This is a genomic window from Thermosynechococcus sp. (assembly GCF_046299635.1).
In the GTDB taxonomy this organism is placed as follows: Bacteria; Cyanobacteriota; Cyanobacteriia; order Thermosynechococcales; family Thermosynechococcaceae; genus Thermosynechococcus.
This window is the reverse complement of sequence record NZ_JBKBHV010000038.1, coordinates 1-20,395: the sequence shown is the minus strand read 5'-3', so window position 1 is coordinate 20,395 and position 20,395 is coordinate 1. Positions and strand designations below refer to the sequence as shown.

17 protein-coding genes and 1 tRNA gene are annotated in these 20,395 nt (G+C 52.1%); 8 read left to right on the top strand and 10 right to left on the bottom strand.

Features of this window, described 5'->3' with window-relative positions:
* Positions 1–259 precede the first annotated feature (259 nt).
* Positions 260–1,417, bottom strand: coding sequence for a glycosyltransferase family 4 protein (locus tag ACK4IR_RS11895; protein ID WP_409874567.1), 1,158 nt, complete (start codon positions 1,415–1,417; stop codon positions 260–262).
* A 15-nt stretch (positions 1,418–1,432) separates the two neighbouring features.
* On the bottom strand, positions 1,433–2,560 hold the full coding sequence (locus ACK4IR_RS11890; protein WP_409874569.1) for a glycosyltransferase: 1,128 nt from the start codon (positions 2,558–2,560) through the stop codon (positions 1,433–1,435).
* 71 nt (positions 2,561–2,631) lie between these two features.
* Between ACK4IR_RS11890 and ACK4IR_RS11885 the strand changes: the two genes are divergently transcribed.
* A complete protein-coding gene (locus ACK4IR_RS11885) occupies positions 2,632–3,453 on the top strand; it encodes a class I SAM-dependent methyltransferase (RefSeq protein WP_409874566.1) in 822 nt (273 codons plus the stop codon).
* Positions 3,454–3,456: 3 nt separating this feature from the next.
* Positions 3,457–5,433: an asparagine synthase (glutamine-hydrolyzing) gene (asnB, locus tag ACK4IR_RS11880; protein WP_409874565.1), complete on the top strand. Its 1,977-nt coding sequence runs from the start codon at positions 3,457–3,459 to the stop codon at positions 5,431–5,433.
* Between the two features lie 46 nt (positions 5,434–5,479).
* Here asnB and ACK4IR_RS11875 read toward each other — a convergent pair whose 3' ends face one another.
* The 5 genes from ACK4IR_RS11875 to ACK4IR_RS11855 all read right to left on the bottom strand — a co-directional run bounded on the left by ACK4IR_RS11875 (position 5,480) and on the right by ACK4IR_RS11855 (position 10,208).
* On the bottom strand, positions 5,480–6,865 hold the full coding sequence (locus ACK4IR_RS11875; protein ID WP_409874564.1) for a GTP-binding protein: 1,386 nt from the start codon (positions 6,863–6,865) through the stop codon (positions 5,480–5,482).
* 54 nt (positions 6,866–6,919) lie between these two features.
* Positions 6,920–6,993: transfer RNA gene (locus ACK4IR_RS11870), tRNA-Arg, on the bottom strand.
* A gap of 19 nt (positions 6,994–7,012) precedes the next feature.
* The gene (locus ACK4IR_RS11865; RefSeq protein WP_409874563.1) at positions 7,013–7,609 is read right to left on the bottom strand and encodes a peroxiredoxin family protein; all 597 of its coding nucleotides are present in this window, start codon (positions 7,607–7,609) and stop codon (positions 7,013–7,015) included.
* 29 nt (positions 7,610–7,638) lie between these two features.
* Positions 7,639–8,823 (bottom strand): NAD(P)H-quinone oxidoreductase subunit H, encoded by a 1,185-nt coding sequence (locus ACK4IR_RS11860; RefSeq protein WP_409874562.1) that lies wholly within the window; start codon positions 8,821–8,823, stop codon positions 7,639–7,641.
* Positions 8,824–8,918: 95 nt separating this feature from the next.
* Positions 8,919–10,208 (bottom strand): glucose-1-phosphate adenylyltransferase, encoded by a 1,290-nt coding sequence (locus tag ACK4IR_RS11855; RefSeq protein ID WP_409874561.1) that lies wholly within the window; start codon positions 10,206–10,208, stop codon positions 8,919–8,921.
* Positions 10,209–10,351: 143 nt separating this feature from the next.
* On the opposite strand from ACK4IR_RS11855, the gene ACK4IR_RS11850 reads away from it, so the two are divergent.
* The 5 genes from ACK4IR_RS11850 (at position 10,352) to ACK4IR_RS11830 (ending at position 16,317) form a co-directional block, all read left to right on the top strand.
* Entirely contained in the window at positions 10,352–10,555 is a 204-nt protein-coding gene (locus ACK4IR_RS11850) for a hypothetical protein (protein WP_024124421.1), read from the top strand.
* A gap of 21 nt (positions 10,556–10,576) precedes the next feature.
* Complete coding sequence (psbV, locus tag ACK4IR_RS11845) at positions 10,577–11,068, top strand: photosystem II cytochrome c-550 (protein ID WP_409874560.1); 492 nt, start codon at positions 10,577–10,579, stop codon at positions 11,066–11,068.
* A 30-nt stretch (positions 11,069–11,098) separates the two neighbouring features.
* Complete coding sequence (psbV2, locus tag ACK4IR_RS11840) at positions 11,099–11,626, top strand: photosystem II cytochrome PsbV2 (RefSeq protein WP_409874559.1); 528 nt, start codon at positions 11,099–11,101, stop codon at positions 11,624–11,626.
* A gap of 99 nt (positions 11,627–11,725) precedes the next feature.
* A complete protein-coding gene (petJ, locus tag ACK4IR_RS11835; protein ID WP_409874558.1) occupies positions 11,726–12,064 on the top strand; it encodes a cytochrome c6 PetJ in 339 nt (112 codons plus the stop codon).
* 200 nt (positions 12,065–12,264) lie between these two features.
* Positions 12,265–16,317 (top strand): GAF domain-containing protein, encoded by a 4,053-nt coding sequence (locus tag ACK4IR_RS11830; protein WP_409874557.1) that lies wholly within the window; start codon positions 12,265–12,267, stop codon positions 16,315–16,317.
* Here the strand turns inward: ACK4IR_RS11830 and ACK4IR_RS11825 are convergent.
* The 3 genes from ACK4IR_RS11825 to rpsF are packed head-to-tail and all read right to left on the bottom strand — an operon-like array spanning position 16,314 to position 19,236.
* The gene (locus ACK4IR_RS11825) at positions 16,314–17,183 is read right to left on the bottom strand and encodes an S-methyl-5'-thioadenosine phosphorylase (protein WP_409874556.1); all 870 of its coding nucleotides are present in this window, start codon (positions 17,181–17,183) and stop codon (positions 16,314–16,316) included. The genes ACK4IR_RS11830 and ACK4IR_RS11825 overlap by 4 nt on opposite strands.
* Before the next feature lie 51 nt (positions 17,184–17,234).
* Complete coding sequence (locus tag ACK4IR_RS11820; protein ID WP_409874555.1) at positions 17,235–18,851, bottom strand: ABC transporter substrate-binding protein; 1,617 nt, start codon at positions 18,849–18,851, stop codon at positions 17,235–17,237.
* 40 nt (positions 18,852–18,891) lie between these two features.
* Positions 18,892–19,236 carry a 30S ribosomal protein S6 gene (gene rpsF / locus ACK4IR_RS11815; protein WP_409874554.1) on the bottom strand — a complete coding sequence of 115 codons (345 nt, stop codon included), beginning with the start codon at positions 19,234–19,236 and terminating at the stop codon, positions 18,892–18,894.
* 115 nt (positions 19,237–19,351) lie between these two features.
* Here rpsF and ACK4IR_RS11810 point away from each other — a divergent pair, with 115 nt between their 5' ends.
* On the top strand, positions 19,352–20,161 hold the full coding sequence (locus tag ACK4IR_RS11810) for a fumarylacetoacetate hydrolase family protein (protein ID WP_409874568.1): 810 nt from the start codon (positions 19,352–19,354) through the stop codon (positions 20,159–20,161).
* The last annotated feature ends 234 nt before the right edge of the window (positions 20,162–20,395 follow it).

The following is a 20,395-nucleotide window of genomic DNA, read 5'->3' as shown; positions in this document are numbered from 1 at the left end:
GGATAGTCAAGCAAATATACATGGTGTTGATTGCGTATTTAATTTTAGAGCTAGTAGATATTCCTGAATTCTTTGAGAGGAAACTGTTAGATAAGTTGCGATATTTGCAACTGGAACTCAGTCGGCGATGTTCCATCGTGAATTGGAGCTTTGATTGACAGCCAGAGCTACATGTGGCTTACAATGCTAAGTCTTGTTGCAGAATTCAGCACTTCTGGAATATAACATTTCTTCCTTTTTTTAGTCTCTAATTTATCGTTCAACACTTCTGGCTATAAGCAACGCAACTTAAGCCTAAAACTTCAGACCAAAGCTGGTGATAGAGCTCAACCATCTTCTCGATCCCAAACATTTGCTCAATGCGGCTTCGGCATGCTAATTGACGCCGCCGCCACTGCTCTGTTTTTTTCCATTCTTGCAGTGCACTGTGGATAGCTTGAGCTAAGGCAGTAGCATTTCGGGGTGGTACAACCCAACCGGTCTCTCCCACAATTAACGCAGAATCTCCAACATCAGTGGTTACACAAGGCGTACCACAAGCCATCGCTTCAGCAAGAACATTCGGAAACGCTTCTCCACTGAAGGAAGATAAAACATGTAAGTCAATAGCATTCATAATCGCAGGAATATCATCTTGAGATCCTAAAAGATGTAAATAGTTAACCAAACCCATTTTTCTTATACATTCTACCAGTTCTTGATTATCCTCGTTAATGCCCTTACCCACAAGTACAGCTTTAAAGTTTGCACCTATAGCCATAAGATGTGATAAAGCCTTAATCAAGTTCATGTGATCTTTTTGAGGATCAAATCGGGCTACCATACCAATGATAGGTATAGATGAAGAGATACCCCATTGATTACGCAACCGTTCGCGACTAACCAAGTTAGGAGAAAAATAATTCAGGTCATAACCGTTCGGAATTACAACCATTTGACTGCGGTTGTATCCCATTTTTAGATGAGTTTCTACTGCTGACTCCGCACAAACGATTATACGTGATGAAATTAACCAAGAAAGAGGTGCACAAAGCCGTGCAATCCAGATAGTGGTGAGCTTGTGCTCAGGGCGTGAAAGTATTGTGCTGCGAATACCCCATACAACAGGTATTCTCGCTAACCATCCCAAAATGCCACCAATCAAGTTGGCGTGATACATCCACGTCTGAAGTACATCAGCCTTGGACGATTTGATTAATCGCCAAAGATGTCGCAGGCCACGTGGTGTGATTTGACCGGAGGGCATTCCCAAAGCCGTAACAGATACTCCACTGTCGCGCAGCAAAGAACCGTATTTACCTTGACTAGTTAGGGATACTACTTCGTGGATATTTTTTGAATCATGAATAATCAGCCGGTAGAGCACTGCTTCTGCACCACCATCTTCTAAACCGGTGATAATATGCAAAACTTTCATGGGTTTCAAGAACTCCTAAGCGTGTAAGGCCAATCCCAATACCTTTAAGTACGCATCAATTGCACGTTCTTGTTCAAATTCCTGCGCTCGCTGGTGCACTTTTGGTAGAGAGTCAATAGGAGTAGAGAGCACTCTAAGTATAGCTTGAGAAAGAGCTTCTGCATCACCTACTGGTACCAACTGTCCCCAACGACCTCCTTGGAGAATTTCGGAGGAGCCACCCGCACAATTAGTACTGACGACTGGTACACCACAGGCCATTGCTTCTACTAAGACGCCGGGCAACCCTTCAAACCGAGATGAAAGCACAAACACTTTTGATTTGGCCATGTAAGCATAGGGATTGGCAACAAAGCCCGGCAGATCAATCTCGTCGCTTGTCAAGCCAAGTTGATGAGCTAACACCAGCAACTCACTACGTAACGAACCATCTCCTAAAATAACTAGGCGAGCTTGTCGCTGAGCACGTACCTTGGCGAAGGCATGGATAAGGGTTGAAAAGTCTTTTTCGGGTCCCAAGCGCCCTGTGGCTAGGATAACTGGTGGCTCCCTCGCTGCGAACCAAGGATGCGTAACTTGCTCAGTTGCCAGCTGCTTAATGTGATCCAAATTGAAGGGATTATAGATAGTCTGCACCGTACCCTGAGGCAAGCGAGCAAAGGCCTCTAAATCCCGTGCCACCCCTTCAGATACGGCGACAATAGCATTAGCTCCCGGATAAAACCAAGGTACAAGTGTGTAGATCAAGTGCTCCTGCAAGCTTTGACAATGATGAGCTGCTTGGCTGATAATAGAGCGTTCAGATATAACTAAACGGGTAGAAACTCCTGTCCAGCGTCGAGCAAGGATTGCAACAAGATTTGTATGGGTCATGATTGAAAGCATAGCTTTGGGACAGTTTTGCTTTAGATAGTGCCTCAAAGGCCAGAAACTTTTGCTCACCCGAACCGTTTGAAAATCAATGACACGGATTGAGGGTGCTACGTCTTGACGAAAAGGACCTTGGGCTGAGGCAACTATGAGGTCAACCGCAAATCCTCTTGCTGCGATCCCATTTGCTAATGTTAGCGTAGTTCGCTCCGCGCCACCTCCAGCAAAAGACGGAAGAAATATAGCAAGATCAGGAAGGTGCATACTCTGCATAGTCACGATAAACTATCCTATTAGTGAAGGTTAAGATTTAAGCTAGGCACAGTATAGGAGAAAAACTAGTCATGACGGAAGACGTAACCTCGCAGGCAGCACACTTTGCTTTTGGGAAAAACTGGGCGGACTATGCCACAAAAATTTCTGAGCAGCAGATTAATAAAGCCGAAAAGGGACTAGAGCGCCTTCTAGGCCGAGACGCAATTAGATACCGGCGATTTTTAGACATCGGCTGTGGTTCTGGTATACACACTTTGGCAGCACTGCGCCTTGGGGTTAGCGAAGCATTGGCAGTTGATATTGATCCAGATAGTGTTGCTACGACCCAAGCCCTCCTAGAGCAATGGGCGCCTAGTACGAACTGGCACACCCAAACAATCAGTGTCTTCGATCTGAAGCCTTCGGAGGTTGGCACTTTTGATATTGTCTATTCATGGGGTGTGTTGCACCACACAGGAGATATGAAGCGAGCCATTTGCCGTGCTTCTGAAATGGTTAAAGAAGGAGGCTTATTTGCCTTTGCTTTGTACCGTCGGACACTTTTTGATCTGTTCTGGAAATGGGAAAAACGCTGGTATTCGACTGCCTCACCAAAGGCACAAGATCTGGCTCGGAATGTTTACACGGCATTATTTCGGTTTCGCTTTTGGACAAAGGGACGCAGCTTTAAGGAGTATGTTACTTCTTATTCCCAAAACCGTGGCATGGTCTATGAGAACGATGTTCATGACTGGTTGGGTGGATGGCCTTATGAAACTATTTCACCCTCAGAAGTTGAAAAAGTAATGCATCAGCTTGGATTTACACTGGTTAGGGCTTTTACTAAAGAAGAAAGATGGATTGGAATCCTAGGCAATGGCTGTGATGAGTATGTGTATCAACGGAGATAGAGGATGTGCGGTATTGCCGGACTTTGGGCAAGTGATCTCAACCAGCAGGAGATTTCTTCAATTGTAGAGAGAATGGCCAACACCCTCACCCACCGTGGTCCTGACGATGGTGGCATTTGGGTGGATGAAACTGTGGGGATTGCTTTGGGACATCGGCGTCTTGCCATTCTTGATCTTTCCGCCGCTGGTCACCAGCCAATGGTTTCTGCTTCGGGGCGCTTTGTACTGGTGTTTAATGGCGAGATTTACAATCACCTTGAGATGCGGCAGCAGCTGGAGGCAAGGGGGTTGGCGCCTTCTTGGCGGGGGCATTCAGATACAGAAACTCTTTTGGCTGCATTTGAAGCTTGGGGGATTGAAAAAACGCTCCGAAAAACGGTGGGTATGTTCGCCTTAGCCTTGTGGAATAGGCAGGATCGTCAACTCACCCTTGCTCGCGATCGCATGGGAGAAAAGCCGCTCTACTACGGTTGGAGCAGGGGAGCCTTCGTTTTTGGCTCGGAATTAAAGGCGATCCGTGCCTATCCCGGATTTGACAATCCCATTGAACGGCGGGCATTGGCCCTCTATTTACGCTATAACTACATTCCGGCACCTTGGACTATTTATGCCCATCTTTGGAAATTGCCTGCGGGCAGTTGGGTACAGTTTGCTGCTGAGGAGATCACAGCCCATCGCCAAGATCGCGGGGCGGTAATGGCATATTGGTCACTCCGGGAGATTGCTAAAACAGGGTTGGAAACTCCTTTTAACGGCTCGGAACCAGAGGCGGTAGAAGCTCTGGAAGCCCTCCTGCGTCAAAGTATCAAGGGACAAATGGTTGCCGATGTGCCCTTAGGGGCTTTGCTTTCAGGAGGGATTGATTCCTCAACCGTTGTGGCATTGATGCAGACTCAATCGAGTCAACCCATACGCACGTTTACCATTGGTTTTTATGAGCGCGCTTACAATGAGGCGCAACACGCCAAAGCTGTTGCTCAACACTTAGGCACAGATCATACAGAGTGGTACCTTACGCCCAAAGAGGCGCTAGAAGTGATTCCTCAGCTCCCTTGGCTGTATGATGAGCCTTTTGCAGATTCCTCTCAAATTCCTACCCACTTGGTTTGCCGGTTGGCGCGGCAGCAGGTGACTGTTGCCCTTTCCGGGGATGGGGGAGATGAATTGTTTGGGGGGTATCCTCGCTATTTTCTAATGGTTAGCTTATGGCGTCGCTTGTCCTCGATACCTTTGCCCTTGCGTCGGGTCGTCGCGCGCGGCATTCGTGCCCTTTCTCCTCGCACGTGGAACTTGCTCTACCGAATCATCGAGCCTCTCTTGCCTAGGCGCTGGCACCAGCGCTTGGTGGGCGATAAACTCCACAAGGGAGCAAGGCTGCTGCCGTTATCGGCGCCGGAAGAGATCTATTTTCAGCTCGTTTCCCTTTGGCCTGACCTGACAGCTGTGGTTCTAGGGACTCAAGAGTCGGCCACCCTTTTGAGGACACCGAGTGAGTGGCTTAACTGCTCTAGTATTGAGCAGCGGATGATGTATCTTGATGCTCTTACCTATTTGCCTGATGATATTTTGGTGAAGGTGGATCGAGCGGCGATGGGGGTGAGTTTAGAAACCCGTGCTCCTCTTTTGGATCACCGCATTGTCGAGTTTGCTTGGCGGCTACCGCTCTCCATGAAGATTCAAGGGGGTCAGGGGAAACGGGTACTCCGTCAGGTGCTCTATCGGTATGTCCCCAAACAATTAGTTGAGCGACCCAAGATGGGATTTGGGGTACCAATTGAGGATTGGCTGCGGGGGGAGTTGCGAGATTGGGCGGAGGAGCTACTGTCAGAAGCAAGTCTCAAACAGGAGGGATTTTTGCATCCTGCCCCCATTCGTCAGGTGTGGCAAGAACACCTCTCAGGTCAGCGCAATTGGCAACATCGGCTATGGCCGGTGTTAATGTGGCAAGCTTGGTATCGGGGGATGAGTGCCGCCTGTTGATGGTTACACAGAAACAAGATAAATAGACGCTCCACAGATGCAGCACTTAGCCCATTCCCAACTGCACCTGAATCTCTTTCTTGAGCCGGTGGAGGAGTTGCTGCCGATCCAACCGATCCAGGATTTGCCGGACAACGGTTTTTGGACCATGGCTGCCCCAGCCGGCGCCGTTGGCAAAGTAGGTTTTGGCCACTTGCCCCACCGTGTAGGAGGAAAAGCCGGCGATCGCCCCCTGGGTCATCGCCACAGAAAGATAAGGGCCAAGGGCAATGCCACCGCTCATGGGCGTAGCCAGTCCCAACAGCCCCTTGAGGGAACTCAGGCCTAAATTGACGGCAAATTCCCCTAGGCTAATGCCGCCCATGGCAAGGGCAATGGTTTGCAGCAGTTCCTTGGCGCCTGCATCTGTGAGTTCAATGTCGTAGAGGCGGGAGAGCAGTTGAATTGTAGTCAAGTCAATGACAGCACTGCCGACCATATCCAAGACGGTTACAGGGTTAAGGGCGATCGCCAGCGCCTTGGTAACCGCCCCTTTCCAAATCAGTTGGTTGGCCTCCTGCTCCCGCAGTTGCAACTTGTAGCGGGCTAATTCTTCGCTTACCTTGTTGGCAAAGAGCATTGAATTGAGGGCAATCAGGGCTTTCCCTTCGCGCTCTAGCACCTCCAAGATCTTCCGTTTGAGGAGTTCCACTTGGGGAGCACCGACGGTCATTTTCACCTGCACCCGTCCAGAGGCATCGCGCTGCACTTGCGGCACAAGGGGGGCTGCCGACACCATAACAATTTCTTCAGGGGAGAGAAGTTCTTTGACGCGCTCATCGCGGATTTTGGCATAAATGGCTTCGCGATCTGCCTCGGGGTACTGATCCACTTTGTTAAAGACCAGCAGCATTGGCCTGCCCGCCTGTCGCAACTCACTCAGGGCTTGGTATTCCAAACGGGTCAAGTCGCCGGCAATCACAAAGAGAATTAAATCCGCTTGGGCAGCCACCTCCCGTGCCAGTTGTTCCCGTGCGACCCCATTGACTTCGTCTAACCCCGGTGTATCAATCAGGCGAATGGGATTGCCACGCCGAGCTTCCGAGATTTGCCAAAGGGCACTGGCTTCCCTTTGGGTCACGCCATGAATCGGCCCCGTTGCAAAATGGGGTTCCCCCAGCAGGGCATTGAGCAGGGAGGATTTTCCCCGCCCCACCAGACCGAAGACGGCAATTTGCACCACCCCTCCGTGGAGCTTGTCAAGCATTGCTTCAAGGTCGGCGATCGCCCGCGCAAGGGAGGCTTTTTCTGCCCCTGTGGCCCTGCACTCGTGCAGTAGTTTTTCTAGGGCACGCTTGGCGGCCTCATAGCTCAGAGCACTTTGATAGTCCTCTAGGTCGTGAATGGTGCTTTGAAGTTCCCTCAAGAGGGAGGGGTCTGGCGATCGCTCCATCACAGAGGCAACACTAACATCAACAAGATTTACCTTTTATTTTAAGAGTAAGAACGGGACTGGTGCGATTTGAACGCACGGCCTAGCGCTTAGGAGGCGCTCGCTCTATCCGACTGAGCTACAGCCCCAAAGGAATACCTTACGATTCTAGCGAGTTTCTGGCACAGCGGCTGTTGCCCCTTTAGCTAAGGCCTCAATCTCCAGAAACAGTCGCTCTAGGGGGGCATTGGGTTCTAAAAACGAGAAGAGATGCTTGTAACGCAGCTTGCCTTCCTGATCAATCAAAAACTGCGCCGGCAGCGGTGCGCCCAAGGCTTGACCCGTGCGGTAGTGGCGAAAGACTTGGCAACGGGGGTCATAGAGCAGGGGCATTTTTAAGCCCATATCCGCTTTGACCTTCTCACTTTGATGCGCATCGGTACTCGTGACCACCAGAACGGCCACCCCCTTGCCTTGAAACATTGCATAGTTTTCATTCAAGCCCTTGAGATAGGGGTAGCACAGCGGGCAGTATTGATGCTCTGTAAAAATACGGGTAAACACCAGCAGGAGGGGCTGCTCTTTCCACACCGTTGAAAGGCGCACGGGTGTGTTCAACCCCACGCCGGGTAACTCCACATCGGGGACAAGGGCACCCCGCTTCAGTTGATTCTGCGGCGGCACTGGCCATGCATTTTGCCAAAACCGCTCATTAAAAAGGCCACTGAAGTTGGTGGAGGTGAGGAACGGTAATTGCACAGCCATAGTTTCCTCGCTGGTGGCTCAACAGTTGCCTAGCGATCAACAGACCCCATGATCACGTCAATACTGCCAAGGATAGCAACGATATCCGCCACTTTCATCCCTTTGAGCAACTGGGGCAGCACTTGCAGATTGTTGAAATCCGGGGGTCGAATTTTCCAGCGCCAAGGGAAGACATTATCATCGCCAATTAGGTAAATCCCTAGCTCCCCTTTGCCCGATTCAACCCGCACATAGTGCTCCCCTTTGGGAATTTTGAAGGTGGGAGCCAGTTTCTTGCCCAAGTACTGATAGTCAAAGCCATGCCACGCTGACTTGGCACCCTCAAGCATCCGCTTGGCTTCTAGATTTTCGTAGGGGCCACCGGGCAGACCCTCCAAGGCTTGGCGAATGATCTTCACCGATTCGCGCATCTCCTGAATACGGACAAGGTAGCGGGCAAGGCAATCCCCCTCCGTGGCCACCGGCACATCCCAGTCAAAGTCGTCATAGCACTCGTAGTGATCTACTTTGCGCAAATCCCACTTCACCCCGCAGGCACGGAGCATCGGCCCCGATAGCCCCCAATTGATGGCATCCTCACGGCTAATTTTGCCCACGCCCTGTAAGCGGCGCACAAAGATGGGATTGTTGGTGATCAGGCGCTCGTACTCATCCACTTTGGGCAGGAAGTAGTCGCAAAAGTCGCGGCACTTCGTTACCCAGCCATAGGTGAGGTCGGCGGCCACTCCCCCGATGCGGAAGTAGTTGTTGTTAATAAAGCGCATGCCTGTGGCGGCTTCAAACAGATCGTAAATGTACTCTCGCTCGCGGAAGATATAGAAAAAGGGCGTCTGGGCACCGACATCCGCCAAAAAGGGACCTAACCACAGCAAATGATTGGCAATGCGGTTCAACTCCAGCATGATCACGCGGATATAGCTGGCTCGCTTGGGCACGGGAATGCCGGCCAACTTTTCGGGAGCGTTGACGGTGACCGCTTCGTTAAACATCCCTGCGGCATAATCCCAACGACTCACGTAGGGAATAAACATAATGTTGGTGCGGTTTTCGGCAATTTTCTCCATGCCGCGATGGAGGTAGCCAATCACCGGCTCGCAGTCAATGACATCTTCGCCATCCAAGGTCACCATTAACCGCAACACACCGTGCATGGAGGGATGGTGCGGCCCCATGTTGATGACCATGGGTTCTGTGCGAGTCTCTATCGTGGGCATAGACGGCAGTTTCGCTACAGGTTGGAAGGCTGAGACCTTACTCTTGATATGCTACACAGGTTTTTTCCGATTGCCAATTCAAATTTGCTTATGGCTTAGATAACGGTGCCATCGGGAATCACGGCATTTTTGATAATCACCACGACACCGCTACGAATATAAAATCCCTGATCCTCGCGGTTGGATTCTTCCACATGGTCTTTGTTGATGATTTTGACATCGTGACCAATGCAGGCATTTTTATCCACAATTGCGCCGCGAATCACACTGTTGGCACCAATGCCGATGGGAATTTTGTGTTGCAGCGTCAGCTGGTGGCGCTGCGCTGAGTCTTGGTAGTAGTCCGCTCCCATCAACAGGGAATGGTCAATGACACACCCCGATTCCACCCGCGATCGCACCCCCAAGACGGAATGGTGGACTTGGCATTCCTTGAGAATGCAGCCCTCACTGATGATCGACTCCGTGATTGTGCAACTGAGCATCTTACTGGGGGGCAAATAGCGGGGACGGGTGTAGATGGGGGCGTTTTCGTCGTAGAAGCTAAAGGGCGGCTGGGGTTGTTGGGTGAGGGCAAGGTTGGCTTCATAAAAGGAGCCAATGGTTCCAATATCTTCCCAATAGCCATTAAAGACATAGGTTTGGACAAGATGAGACCGAGCAGCAGCGGGGATAATTTCCTTGCCAAAGTCGGTGGCATCGGCCATCTGTTGCAGCAAATCAATGAGAACTTGCCGCTTAAAAACATAGATCCCCATCGAGGCAATGTAGGGTTTACGCTGGGCTTCCTCGGTACTGAGACCATAGCGGGTCGTATCCACTCGCATCTCCCGTAGCGCATCCCCCGTGGGCTTTTCACGGAAGTCGGTGACTCGGCCTGTACCATCTACTTTGATCAAGCCAAAACCAGAGGCGGCTTTTTCATCCACAGGCAACACTGAGAGGGTAATATCGGCCCCGGTATCGCGGTGGCGCTGCACAAACAGCCGATAGTCCATGCGGTAGAGATGATCCCCAGAAAGAATCAGGTACTCATCCACATCCCAGTCGGCCAAAAGCCAGAGGTATTGGCGCACGGCATCGGCAGTGCCCTGAAACCAATTGGGATTTTCTGGGGTTTGTTGGGCAGCCAAGACTTCGACAAAGCCACCCGTCAGGCCGGGGAAGGTATAGGTACGGGCAATATGGCGGTTGAGGGAGGCCGAGTTGAATTGGGTAAGGACGTAAATGTTATTGATTTCGGAGTTAATGCAATTGCTCACGGGAATATCAATGAGGCGATATTTTCCAGCAAGGGGAACCGCAGGCTTGGCTCGACGCTTGGTCAAGGGATAGAGACGTGTTCCGGCACCGCCCCCAAGGATAATTGCCAAGACTCGTTTCATGGAAAACTCCATCTGAATGGCCACATCAACAGTGTACGCCGTGCTGGTACTTGTCTTTGCAAAGGGGAGGCCTTTTGGTAAAGAAGCTACGCAATGGCATGATAATGATACTTGGTCGTTGATCCCAAGCGGGGAGTGGCAGCATGGGATTTGTGGATATTGCGATCGCCGATTTGGCAGCGGACTACGGCGTGTCGGTCGAAACGGTCTGTGCATGGTGCGATCGCCTCGGTATTCGCTATACCAGCCCACAAACGCGCTTGCCCCTTGAAGATGCCAAAGCCATTATTTTGGCCTTGACGACCCCTGCACCCGCCAACGATCAACCAGACACACCGCAATCGTAAGACCTGCTTATTGGGAGAACTATGTTAAAAAAATGCGTTTGGCTTGCGGTCGCTCTCTGCCTCTGCCTCTGGCAACTGACCACGGGCACAGCACTGGCCGCCGAACTGACCCCTGAAGTTCTGACTGTCCCCCTCAACAGCGAGGGCAAAACGATTACGCTGACGGAAAAGCAATACCTAGAGGGTAAGCGCCTCTTCCAGTATGCTTGTGCCTCCTGCCATGTGGGGGGGATCACCAAAACGAACCCCACCTTGGATTTGCGCACAGAAACCCTCGCCCTAGCCACGCCGCCACGGGATAACATCGAGGGTCTGGTGGACTACATGAAGAACCCCACCACCTACGATGGTGAGCAAGAAATTGCTGAGGTGCACCCCAGTCTGCGCAGTGCTGACATTTTCCCGAAAATGCGCAACCTGACGGAGAAAGATTTGGTGGCGATCGCTGGCCATATTCTCGTTGAACCCAAAATCTTGGGGGATAAATGGGGCGGTGGCAAAATTTATTATTAATGACCCCTAACAAGGATTTTCCCAACACCCATGTACCAACCTCACTTTTGGCAACGGTATGTTGGCTGGCTTTGCAGTGGTCTCTTGATTCTGCTGCTAGGCTGGGCGATCGCGCCCCCGAGGGCATTCGCAGCCGCCGGGGTAGATAACTACGTGATCCAATACCTCAAGGTCACGGACACGGTAGAGTTGCCCCTCAATGATCGCGGTGAGAGCAAAACCTTTACAGCAGCAGATCTGACCCGTGGCAAACGGCTCTTTGAGGAAAACTGCAAAAACTGTCATGTGGGTGGCAGCACGTTACCCAATCCTTTGGTGTCACTTTCCCTAAGAGATCTGAAGGGAGCAACGCCACCACGAGATACGATCGCCAGCCTCGTCGCTTTTCAGCGATCGCCCATGTCTTACGATGGCAGTGAAGAGAGCTATTCCTGCCGCCGCGTAAGTGAGGACTGGTTAACGACGGAACAGCTTGAGGCCTTAGCTGCCTTTATTTTGCGAGCAGCCGCCGTGGCGCCCGGTTGGGGCGTAGAAAGCTTTCCGGACAGTGCCCCCTAGGTTGGGAACTTTGCTACACTGACCTTTGGTGAATCTTGCACCCCTTGATTTTTGGGGCTTTATCCATACCCTGACGCATTCCATGAAAGGAGAACTCCGTTGAAAAAGCTATTCATTCGTGTTTGCGCGATCGCGATCGCTCTATTTATCAGCTTCACCCCTGCGGCCTTGGCAGCTGACTTGGCCAATGGTGCCAAAGTCTTTAGCGGCAACTGTGCCGCCTGTCACATGGGGGGTGGCAATGTGGTGATGGCCAACAAAACCTTGAAAAAAGAAGCCCTTGAGCAATTTGGCATGTACTCCGAGGATGCCATTATCTACCAAGTGCAGCACGGCAAAAATGCCATGCCCGCTTTTGCTGGTCGTCTTACCGATGAGCAAATTCAAGATGTAGCTGCCTACGTGCTAGATCAAGCTGCCAAGGGCTGGGCAGGCTAAAATTGCCACAGTCTGAAAATAACGATTGTGAAGGGTGTAGGCTTAGATTCTACATCCTTTTTTTGTCCTGTAGCTGCCCTACAAATTCTACAAAAATCGATGTTTTTATTCTGTATCCCCTAGGGAATCCTCTCTAGAACCAATGCAATTCCTATAATGATGAAAGACTTGCTCCTACAAAAAGGCGGTACACTTGGGCTATGCCTGCTGCCCCCTTGCCAGCAAATGAACCGGAACGGCAACGTGCCCTTGAGCAGTATCGAGTCTTAGATACGCCCCCGGAACTGATCTTTGATGAAATTACGAGTCTAGCAGCAGCGATCTGCGAAACCCCCATTGCGCTCATTAGCCTCATTGATCGCCAGCGGCAGTGGTTTAAGTCCAAAGTGGGGATTGAGATTTGTGAAACGCCCCGCTCCATCGCCTTTTGTGCTCACGTGATCTTGCAATCGGAATTGGTTGTTGTCCCCGATGCCCGTCTTGATCCGCGCTTTGCCGATAATCCAGTGGTGACAGGGCCGCCCTATATCCGCTTTTATGCCGGCATGCCCTTAATCACCCCTGATGGCTATGGTCTTGGCACCCTCTGTGTGGTGGACTACCAGCCGCGTGAGCTAAATGCGGTTCAGCAGCAAACCCTGCGCACCCTTGCTCGCCAAGTCATTAGTGAATTGGAGATGCGCCGTCACTTAGAGGTAGCCCATCAGCAACTGACCTACATTCGCCAAATGAGCAGCCTCCAAAAGGCGATACTCAACAGCAGTAACCACGCCATTATTGCCACCCGTACCGATGGGATCATCACATTGATGAATCGATCTGCAGAGGAATGGCTCGGATATACGGCTGCGGAACTGCTGGGCAAGGCAACTCCAGAACGTTTCCACGATCCGCTGGAGGTGGAGCGTTACAGCCAGATTTTGAGCGCTCAATTGGGAAAGCCGATTCCTGCCGGGTTTGAGACGCTGGTGGCACGGGCACGGCAAGGCCTTGCCGATGAGCAGGAATGGACATTTGTGCGGCGGGACGGCTCCCGCTTTCCGGTTTCCCTCTCGGTTACCCCCATTCATAACGGCCAAGGGCAACTCGTCGGCTTTTTGGAGTTGGCAATTGATATTACCGACAAGAAAAAAATTGAGGCGGAGTTGCGACTGCGGGAGCGGGCCATTATTGCTAGTACTAATGGCATTGTGATTACCGACTACCGTCAGCCCGATAATCCAATTATCTATGTGAATCCAGCCTTTGAGCGGATGACGGGGTACCGCGCCACAGAAGTTGTCGGCAAAAATTGTCGCTTTTTGCAGGGGCGCGATCGCCACCAAGCGGGGGTTGAAGTCATTCGCAATGCGATTAAACAAGGCCAATCCTGCCGTGTGGTGCTGCGCAATTACCGCAAAAACGGCCAGCCTTTTTGGAATGAACTTGCCATCTCACCGATTTATAACGAATTTGGTGAAATTACCCACTACATTGGCATTCAAAGTGATGTCACCGAGCGGCAGCGGGCACAGCTCTTTTTGCAACAGCAGGTAAAGCGCACCCTCTTACTGAACCGCATCACTGAGGAGATTCGCCAGCAAATCGAGCGGGAACACATCTGCCACACAGCAGTTCAGCAGGTGGGGGCAACTCTGAATGTGAGTCGTTGTCTTTTGTTTGTGTATCAGGAGAATGCCCCTTCCCCCATGGCGCTGGTGGCGGAGTATTGTGCCCCCGGAGTTCCCTCCGTCAATGAATGCGACCTTGATCTGGCACAGATACGCGGTTCTTTCTTGGAATCTGTTTTTGCTTCTGACGAAGTCTTTAGCTGCGATGATGTCACCACTGATGATCGTCTCGCTGCACTTCATGGGTACTGCGAAGCGCTGAATGTTAAATCTGCGGTGATTGTTCGCACCGCCTATCGTAATCAAGCGAATGGCCTACTTGTTTTGCACCAGTGCGATCGCCGGCGGCGGTGGACAGAGGCCATTAAAAGCTTGCTCAAGAGCGTGGCCGCCCAAGTGGGGATTGGTCTTGCCCAAGTGCAACTCCTTGAACAGGAAACCCGTCAACGTCAGCAATTGCAACAGCAAATGCAGCGGGCATTGCTCCTGAATCAAATTACCGAGCAGATTCGTCAGAGCCTTGATACAGAAACAGTTTTTGAGACCACTGTAACCCAAATTGGACAGGCCTTTGGGGTCAGTCGTTGTTTGATTTACCGCTACGCGCCGGGGCCACCGCCGCGGATTCCCGATGTGGCCGAATATCTGCAACCGGGCTACCCGTCAATGAAAGGGGTGAGTGTTCCTGTGGAAAATAACCCCCATGCCTTGAAGGTCTTAGAAAGCGATGCTGCCGTGGTTTCCCACGATGTGAGGCAGGATCCCCTCCTTGCCGGTGCAGAGAAACTCTGCCGCCAGTTTGAAATTAAGTCCATGCTGGCGATTCGTACCTCCTATAAGGGGGTGCCCAACGGCATTATTGGTCTGCACCAGTGCGATCGCCGGCGCCAGTGGATGCCTGAGGAAATCGAACTTCTGGAGGCGGTGGCCGCGCAAGTGGGGATTGCGATTGCCCAAGCGGAACTCCTGCGCCACGAACAGCAGCAGCGACAACTGCTGGCACAGCAAAACCAAGAACTCGAACAAGCGCGGCTCCAAGCAGAATTGGCCAACCGTGCCAAGAGTGAATTTTTGGCTACCATGAGCCATGAGATCCGCACCCCTATGAACGCGGTTTTGGGCTTTACCAATTTGCTTTTGGATACCCCCCTCAATGAGCAGCAGCGGGACTTTTTGCAAACCCTCCACCAAGCGGGCGAAGCCCTGTTGACGATTATCAACGACATTCTCGACTTCTCGAAAATCGAATCGGGCAAATTGGTCTTGGAGCAGCAGCCCTTTGACGTGCGTGAATGTGTGGAGGATGTCCTGAGCCTATTGGCCAGCAAAGCGGAGGAAAAGGAGCTAGAGTTACTTTACACCTGTACTCCCGAAACCCCTGCCCAAATTAAAGGGGACGTGACCCGGCTGCGGCAGATTCTTGTCAATCTCGTGGGCAACGGCATTAAGTTTACCCATGAAGGCCAAGTGGTGGTGCATGTGGGGGTGATTAGGCACGAGGGCAAGGATTTTGTCCAATTCCAAGTTCAGGATACCGGCATTGGCATTCCCCGCGATCGCATGGATCGGCTCTTCAAGCCCTTTAGCCAAGTGGATGCCTCCACCACCCGCGAGTATGGCGGAACCGGCTTGGGACTGGTCATTAGCAAGCGCCTCTGTGAGCTGATGGGCGGCGATATGTCCGTCGAGAGTGTCGAAGGCAAAGGGACGACATTTACCTTCACGATCTTGGCCGAAGAACAAAAGCCCTACGTGCCGCCCGCCCCCCATCCCGCTTTGGCAGGCAAGCATGTTCTGGTCGTGGACGATAATGCCGCTAGCCGTGAGAATCTCTGCACCCTACTGCAAAACTGGGGGATGGTGCCTATCGGCTATGGCAATCCCCACTTGGTTTTAGAGGCTCCTCCCCGCTGGGATTTGGCGGTACTTGATTTGAATATGCCCGAGATGAGCGGGCTTCAGTTGGCAGAGCGGTTGCAATCAGAGGATGGCTTCAAGCAGCAACCCATTGTCCTGCTCACGCCCCTGAGTTGGTTGGAAACCGCTAGCCGCAAGGAATTGATTACAGCGCACCTACCTAAACCGATTCGCCCCCTGACCCTACGGCAAACCCTGATTAAGACCCTCAGCAGTGAATCCGCGAGCCAGCCTGCCCTGACAAAGACGAGCATTGATCCCAACTTGGGCAGTCGCTTCCCGCTGCGCATCCTCCTTGCCGAGGACAATGCCGTTAACCAGAAGGTGGCACTGCATATCCTCAAGCGGATGGGCTACCGTGCCGATGTGGCTGCCAACGGCCTCGAAGTGCTTGAAGCATTGCAACAGCGCCCCTACGATGTCGTGCTCATGGATGTGCAAATGCCGAAGATGGATGGCCTACAAACCACCGAGCGCATCTATGCCCAATGGCCTCCTAGTCAACGCCCTTGGATTATTGCCATGACGGCAAATGCCCTTGCGGGCGATCGCGAGCGCTGTTTTGCGGCAGGTATGGATGACTACATCAGTAAACCCATTAAAATCGAAGCTCTTGCTGCTGCCCTCAACCGCTGCCGCTGTCTCAGTCCCAAGACCACCTATCCCCAACTGTGCGAGCAAATCAACGTTGATAATGATCAGAATACAGCAGAGTCTATGACCTAGAGATATTTGGCCAAGAGCAGATGAAGTTTCTCTTTAGTGGCTGTGGGTACTTTGTCAAGGGGAGTGAGAATGGCATTCTTTAAGGCACGGTGGGCTTTAGAGACGGGTGGATTGGCATGGAGACGTTTGACGGTTTCACAGATAATCGCTTGGGCATTTTTGACATTGCGCTGCAAGTTGCCAATAATCATCTCCACCGTTACTGAATCGTGCTCTGGGTGCCAGCAGTCGTAGTCAGTGACAAGTGCCAGTGTTGCATAGGCAATTTCTGCTTCCCGAGCCAGTTTAGCCTCCGGTAGATTCGTCATGCCAATTACCGTTCCGCCCCAAGAGCGGTATAGGTTTGATTCTGCCAGCGTCGAGAAAGCAGGGCCTTCCATGCACACATAGGTACCTTGGCGATGAAGGGTGACATCGGGCAGGTTCAACTCTGCAATGACATCGGCAAGAACTGCCGCAAGGGCGGGACACACAGGATCCGCAAAGCCAATGTGCGCCACAATGCCATCACCAAAAAAGGTGGAAATGCGGTTGCGGGTACGGTCAATAAACTGATCTGGCACCACCATATCGAGGGGTTTCACCTGTTCTTGTAGGGAACCCACCGCCGAGGCAGAGAGCAGGTACTCAACCCCAAGGGATTTGAAGCCATAGATGTTGGCCCGAAAGGGAATCTCCGTCGGCAGCAAATGGTGATCACGGCCATGGCGGGCCAAAAAGGCCACAGGAATTCCGTCAATCTTACCGCAAATAAAAGCATCGGAAGGATCGCCAAAGGGCGTTGTCAAGCGCACCTCCTCGACATCCGTGAGGGCGTCCATTTTGTAGAGACCACTGCCGCCAATAATGCCGATTTTTGCAGACATGGAGATTCCTAAAACACCCACGGGGAATAGCTTAGCATTAGCCGAAGGGGTTTAGAGGCTACTGAGGGTGTTGAACTGGTAGTTGGAGCCTTTAGGGCCATTGGGACCCGGTGCCGCTTGAACCAGAGGAACCCGCTCAAAGGTACCACTGGCGGTTTGTCCCTGAATTTGCACCCCTTGGCGCAGCAGTTGTTGGGTGCTGGCGCGATCGCCCCCCTGAGCCATCGCTTGAACAAGGGCTTGAGTGGCATCGTAGGCCGTCGTTGTCCGCCAACTAATCTGGCCTCGCCACGCCTGTGCTGCCTGCTGAGCAAAGGGATCATTGGGGTTGGTACTCCAAGGCACCGCCAGAATCATGCCATTGATGGCGCTATCCCCCTTAATCAATAAATCGGGACTGTAGAGTTGATCACTACCAAATAATTGCACAGGGGTTGTTTGGGTTCGATTGGCAATGGCAAGGGCAACGGCATCATTTACCCGCGCTCGACTCATCGCCAAAATTACCACATTGGCTCCCGCTTGCTGCGCTGTGGTCATTGCTGTGTTGGCATTAAAGCCGGCAGCAGCCACATCAATCTGTTGCACCACCTGAGCACCAAACCGAGGTAGGGCGGCCACCAATTTGGTCTTCAACTCATTACTGTAAGGGCTATCACTGTTGTACAGAACGGCTACTTTGGTATTGGTCACTTTTTTCGCAGCGGCTTGGGCGAGGGTATTGGCTGCATTGTCGAGGTAGGTATTAAGGAGTTGTTGCCCCTTTTCGTTCAGAGATAGGGTCTGCACCTGCACCGTACCGTTGCCTTGGGGGGTAACATTCGTGGTCAGGGGAGAAAGAGCGGCAATCCCCGCTTGTTCATAAACCTGTAGAGCCGCACGACTATTGGCATCGGTGCCATGACCCAGTACCCCTTGGATTGAACTGTTGATCAAATCCTCGGCTAAACTGGTCACACCATTAGGGCTGTTTTCATTGACAATAACGACTTCAAGGGCACGGCTGGGGCCACTGGCGTTAAAGCGCTCTTGGTACTGAGCCACCCCCCGCAGAATTTCCTTGGCGGTATCAGGGCTGGTGCCAATGGGAACAACGGTGGCCATTGTCATGGGGTTGCCGGCTTGGCGGGCACGGGCATTGTTGAGATAAATGCGTGCCTCTGGATCATTGGGATCGAGGGTGACCAGTTCTTGATACTTGGCGATCGCCTGCGCCCAATCTCCCTGATCAAAGGCAAGAGCCGCCTCCTGCTTGAGGGCTGCCCGTTGGGGATTTGGTTCATTGATGAGGATGCGCTCCCCTTGACTGATGTAGGCTGTGTTGCGGGCAGTGGTTTTGCTCACCAGCGAACGACTCTGACTTGACCCGCCGGTTAATGAGATAACACCGCCCCCCTCGCGCTGGGCAAATAACAGCCGATAACCGAGAAAGCCGATGCTGCCGCCAAACAGCAGGAGAACCCCAAGGGCAGCCACTAGCAGCGTTTTGGATTGTCCCGTCTTGGCGGTAGTATGACCGGTGGCCGGTTCGATGGCCGCACGAGGTAACCCGCAGATAATACAATAATCGCCATTGTTTTCTTGAGGGGGATGAGACCCACCGAGATTGGGGTAGGTCTTACCGTCTTTAGGTACGCCATCACATATCCAAGTTTGAGATGGTGCCACGATGCCCCCTTTGCAGATGCCTTTGAGTGAGGGTGATCCTTTAGGCGCGGGCAAGAACAGGGTTTTCGTCCTCTGCGTCTTCGGTGTCGGCCTCGTCTTCAAGGACAATTGTCATGAAGCGCAGAATGTTTTCATTGAGGCGCATGGCACGTTCAAGGGGGGCGATCGCCGTCCCGGCAGCGGTATAGGTCATGAGAATGTAGTAGCCTTCCCGCAGCTTTTTGATCGGGTAGGCAAACCGGCGCTTACCGCGATTTTGCACCTTGAGCTTTGTGGCACCTTGTTCCTCTAAAAGTGTCCGAAATTGGCTAATCGTTTGTTCCAGTTGTTCTTCGCCCACATCGGGACGAATAATATAAAGCGTTTCGTAGTTACGTGTGATCATTGAGGTCAACTCCCTTTGGACAAATGGCCTTTTGACGGATGCAAAAAGCAAGGCTTTATAATTCTAGCACCGCAGTTTGCCATTCTTGGCAAGGAGAAAAGGGGATCAATTCATGATGGTGGAACGGTTTGTGCGGGTGCAGACCACGGGAGGACAAATTCATTACGGCACACTGCAACTCAATCGTGAAGTGATTATTTGGGATGCAGCACCGTGGCTCCACGGCCAACCCACCAACCAAGTCCTCAGTCCCGATAGCTACCAACTGCTGGCTCCCTGCTCCCCCTCAAAAATTGTTGCTGTCGGACGCAACTATGTAAAGCATGCTGCGGAAATGGGCGATAGTGTGCCCCCTGAGCCGTTGATTTTTCTCAAACCTCCCACAACAGTTCAAGCCCCCGGCTGTCCCATTTGGTATCCGCCCCAAGTGAAGCGGGTGGACTATGAGGGGGAATTGGCGGTGGTCATTGGTCGTCGCACCCGTGCCTGCCCTGAAAATGAGGTTCTTGAGCATATTTGGGGCTACACGATCGCCAACGATGTCACTGCTCGCGATCTTCAGCAGCGGGAGCAGCAATGGACACGTGCCAAGGGGTTTGACACATTTTGCCCCCTAGAGCCTTGGATTGTGCGAGAAGTGCCTAGCGATGCGCGGCTGCAAACCTTTATTAATGAGGCAGCACAACCCGTGCAGTCGGCAACGATTGATCAAATGGTTTTCTCACCGGCAAAGTTGGTGAGCTTTATTAGTTATGTCATGACGCTCTTGCCGGGGGATGTGGTGTTAACAGGAACCCCCGCAGGAATTGGGGCATTGCAGGTGGGCGATCGCGTGCGTGTCGAAATTGAAGGCATCGGCAGCCTTCTTTCAATAGTCACAATACCAGAGACCCCTTGGACACCCCCCTTGGGTCGTACTTATTAGGAACAACGTGCTCAACGCCTTGCGGCATCAGAGGTAGAGGCACTTCTGGTATGGGGGACTAGTAATAATTAAATCAAAGTGCTCAACGCCTTGCGGCATCAGAGGTAGAGGCACTTCTTTATCCAGAGATATCTAATAGGCTACTTACTTGTGCTCAACGCCTTGCGGCATCAGAGGTAGAGGCACTTTATCTGCGCTTTCTGGCTTATTAAGCAGCTTAGTGCTCAACGCCTT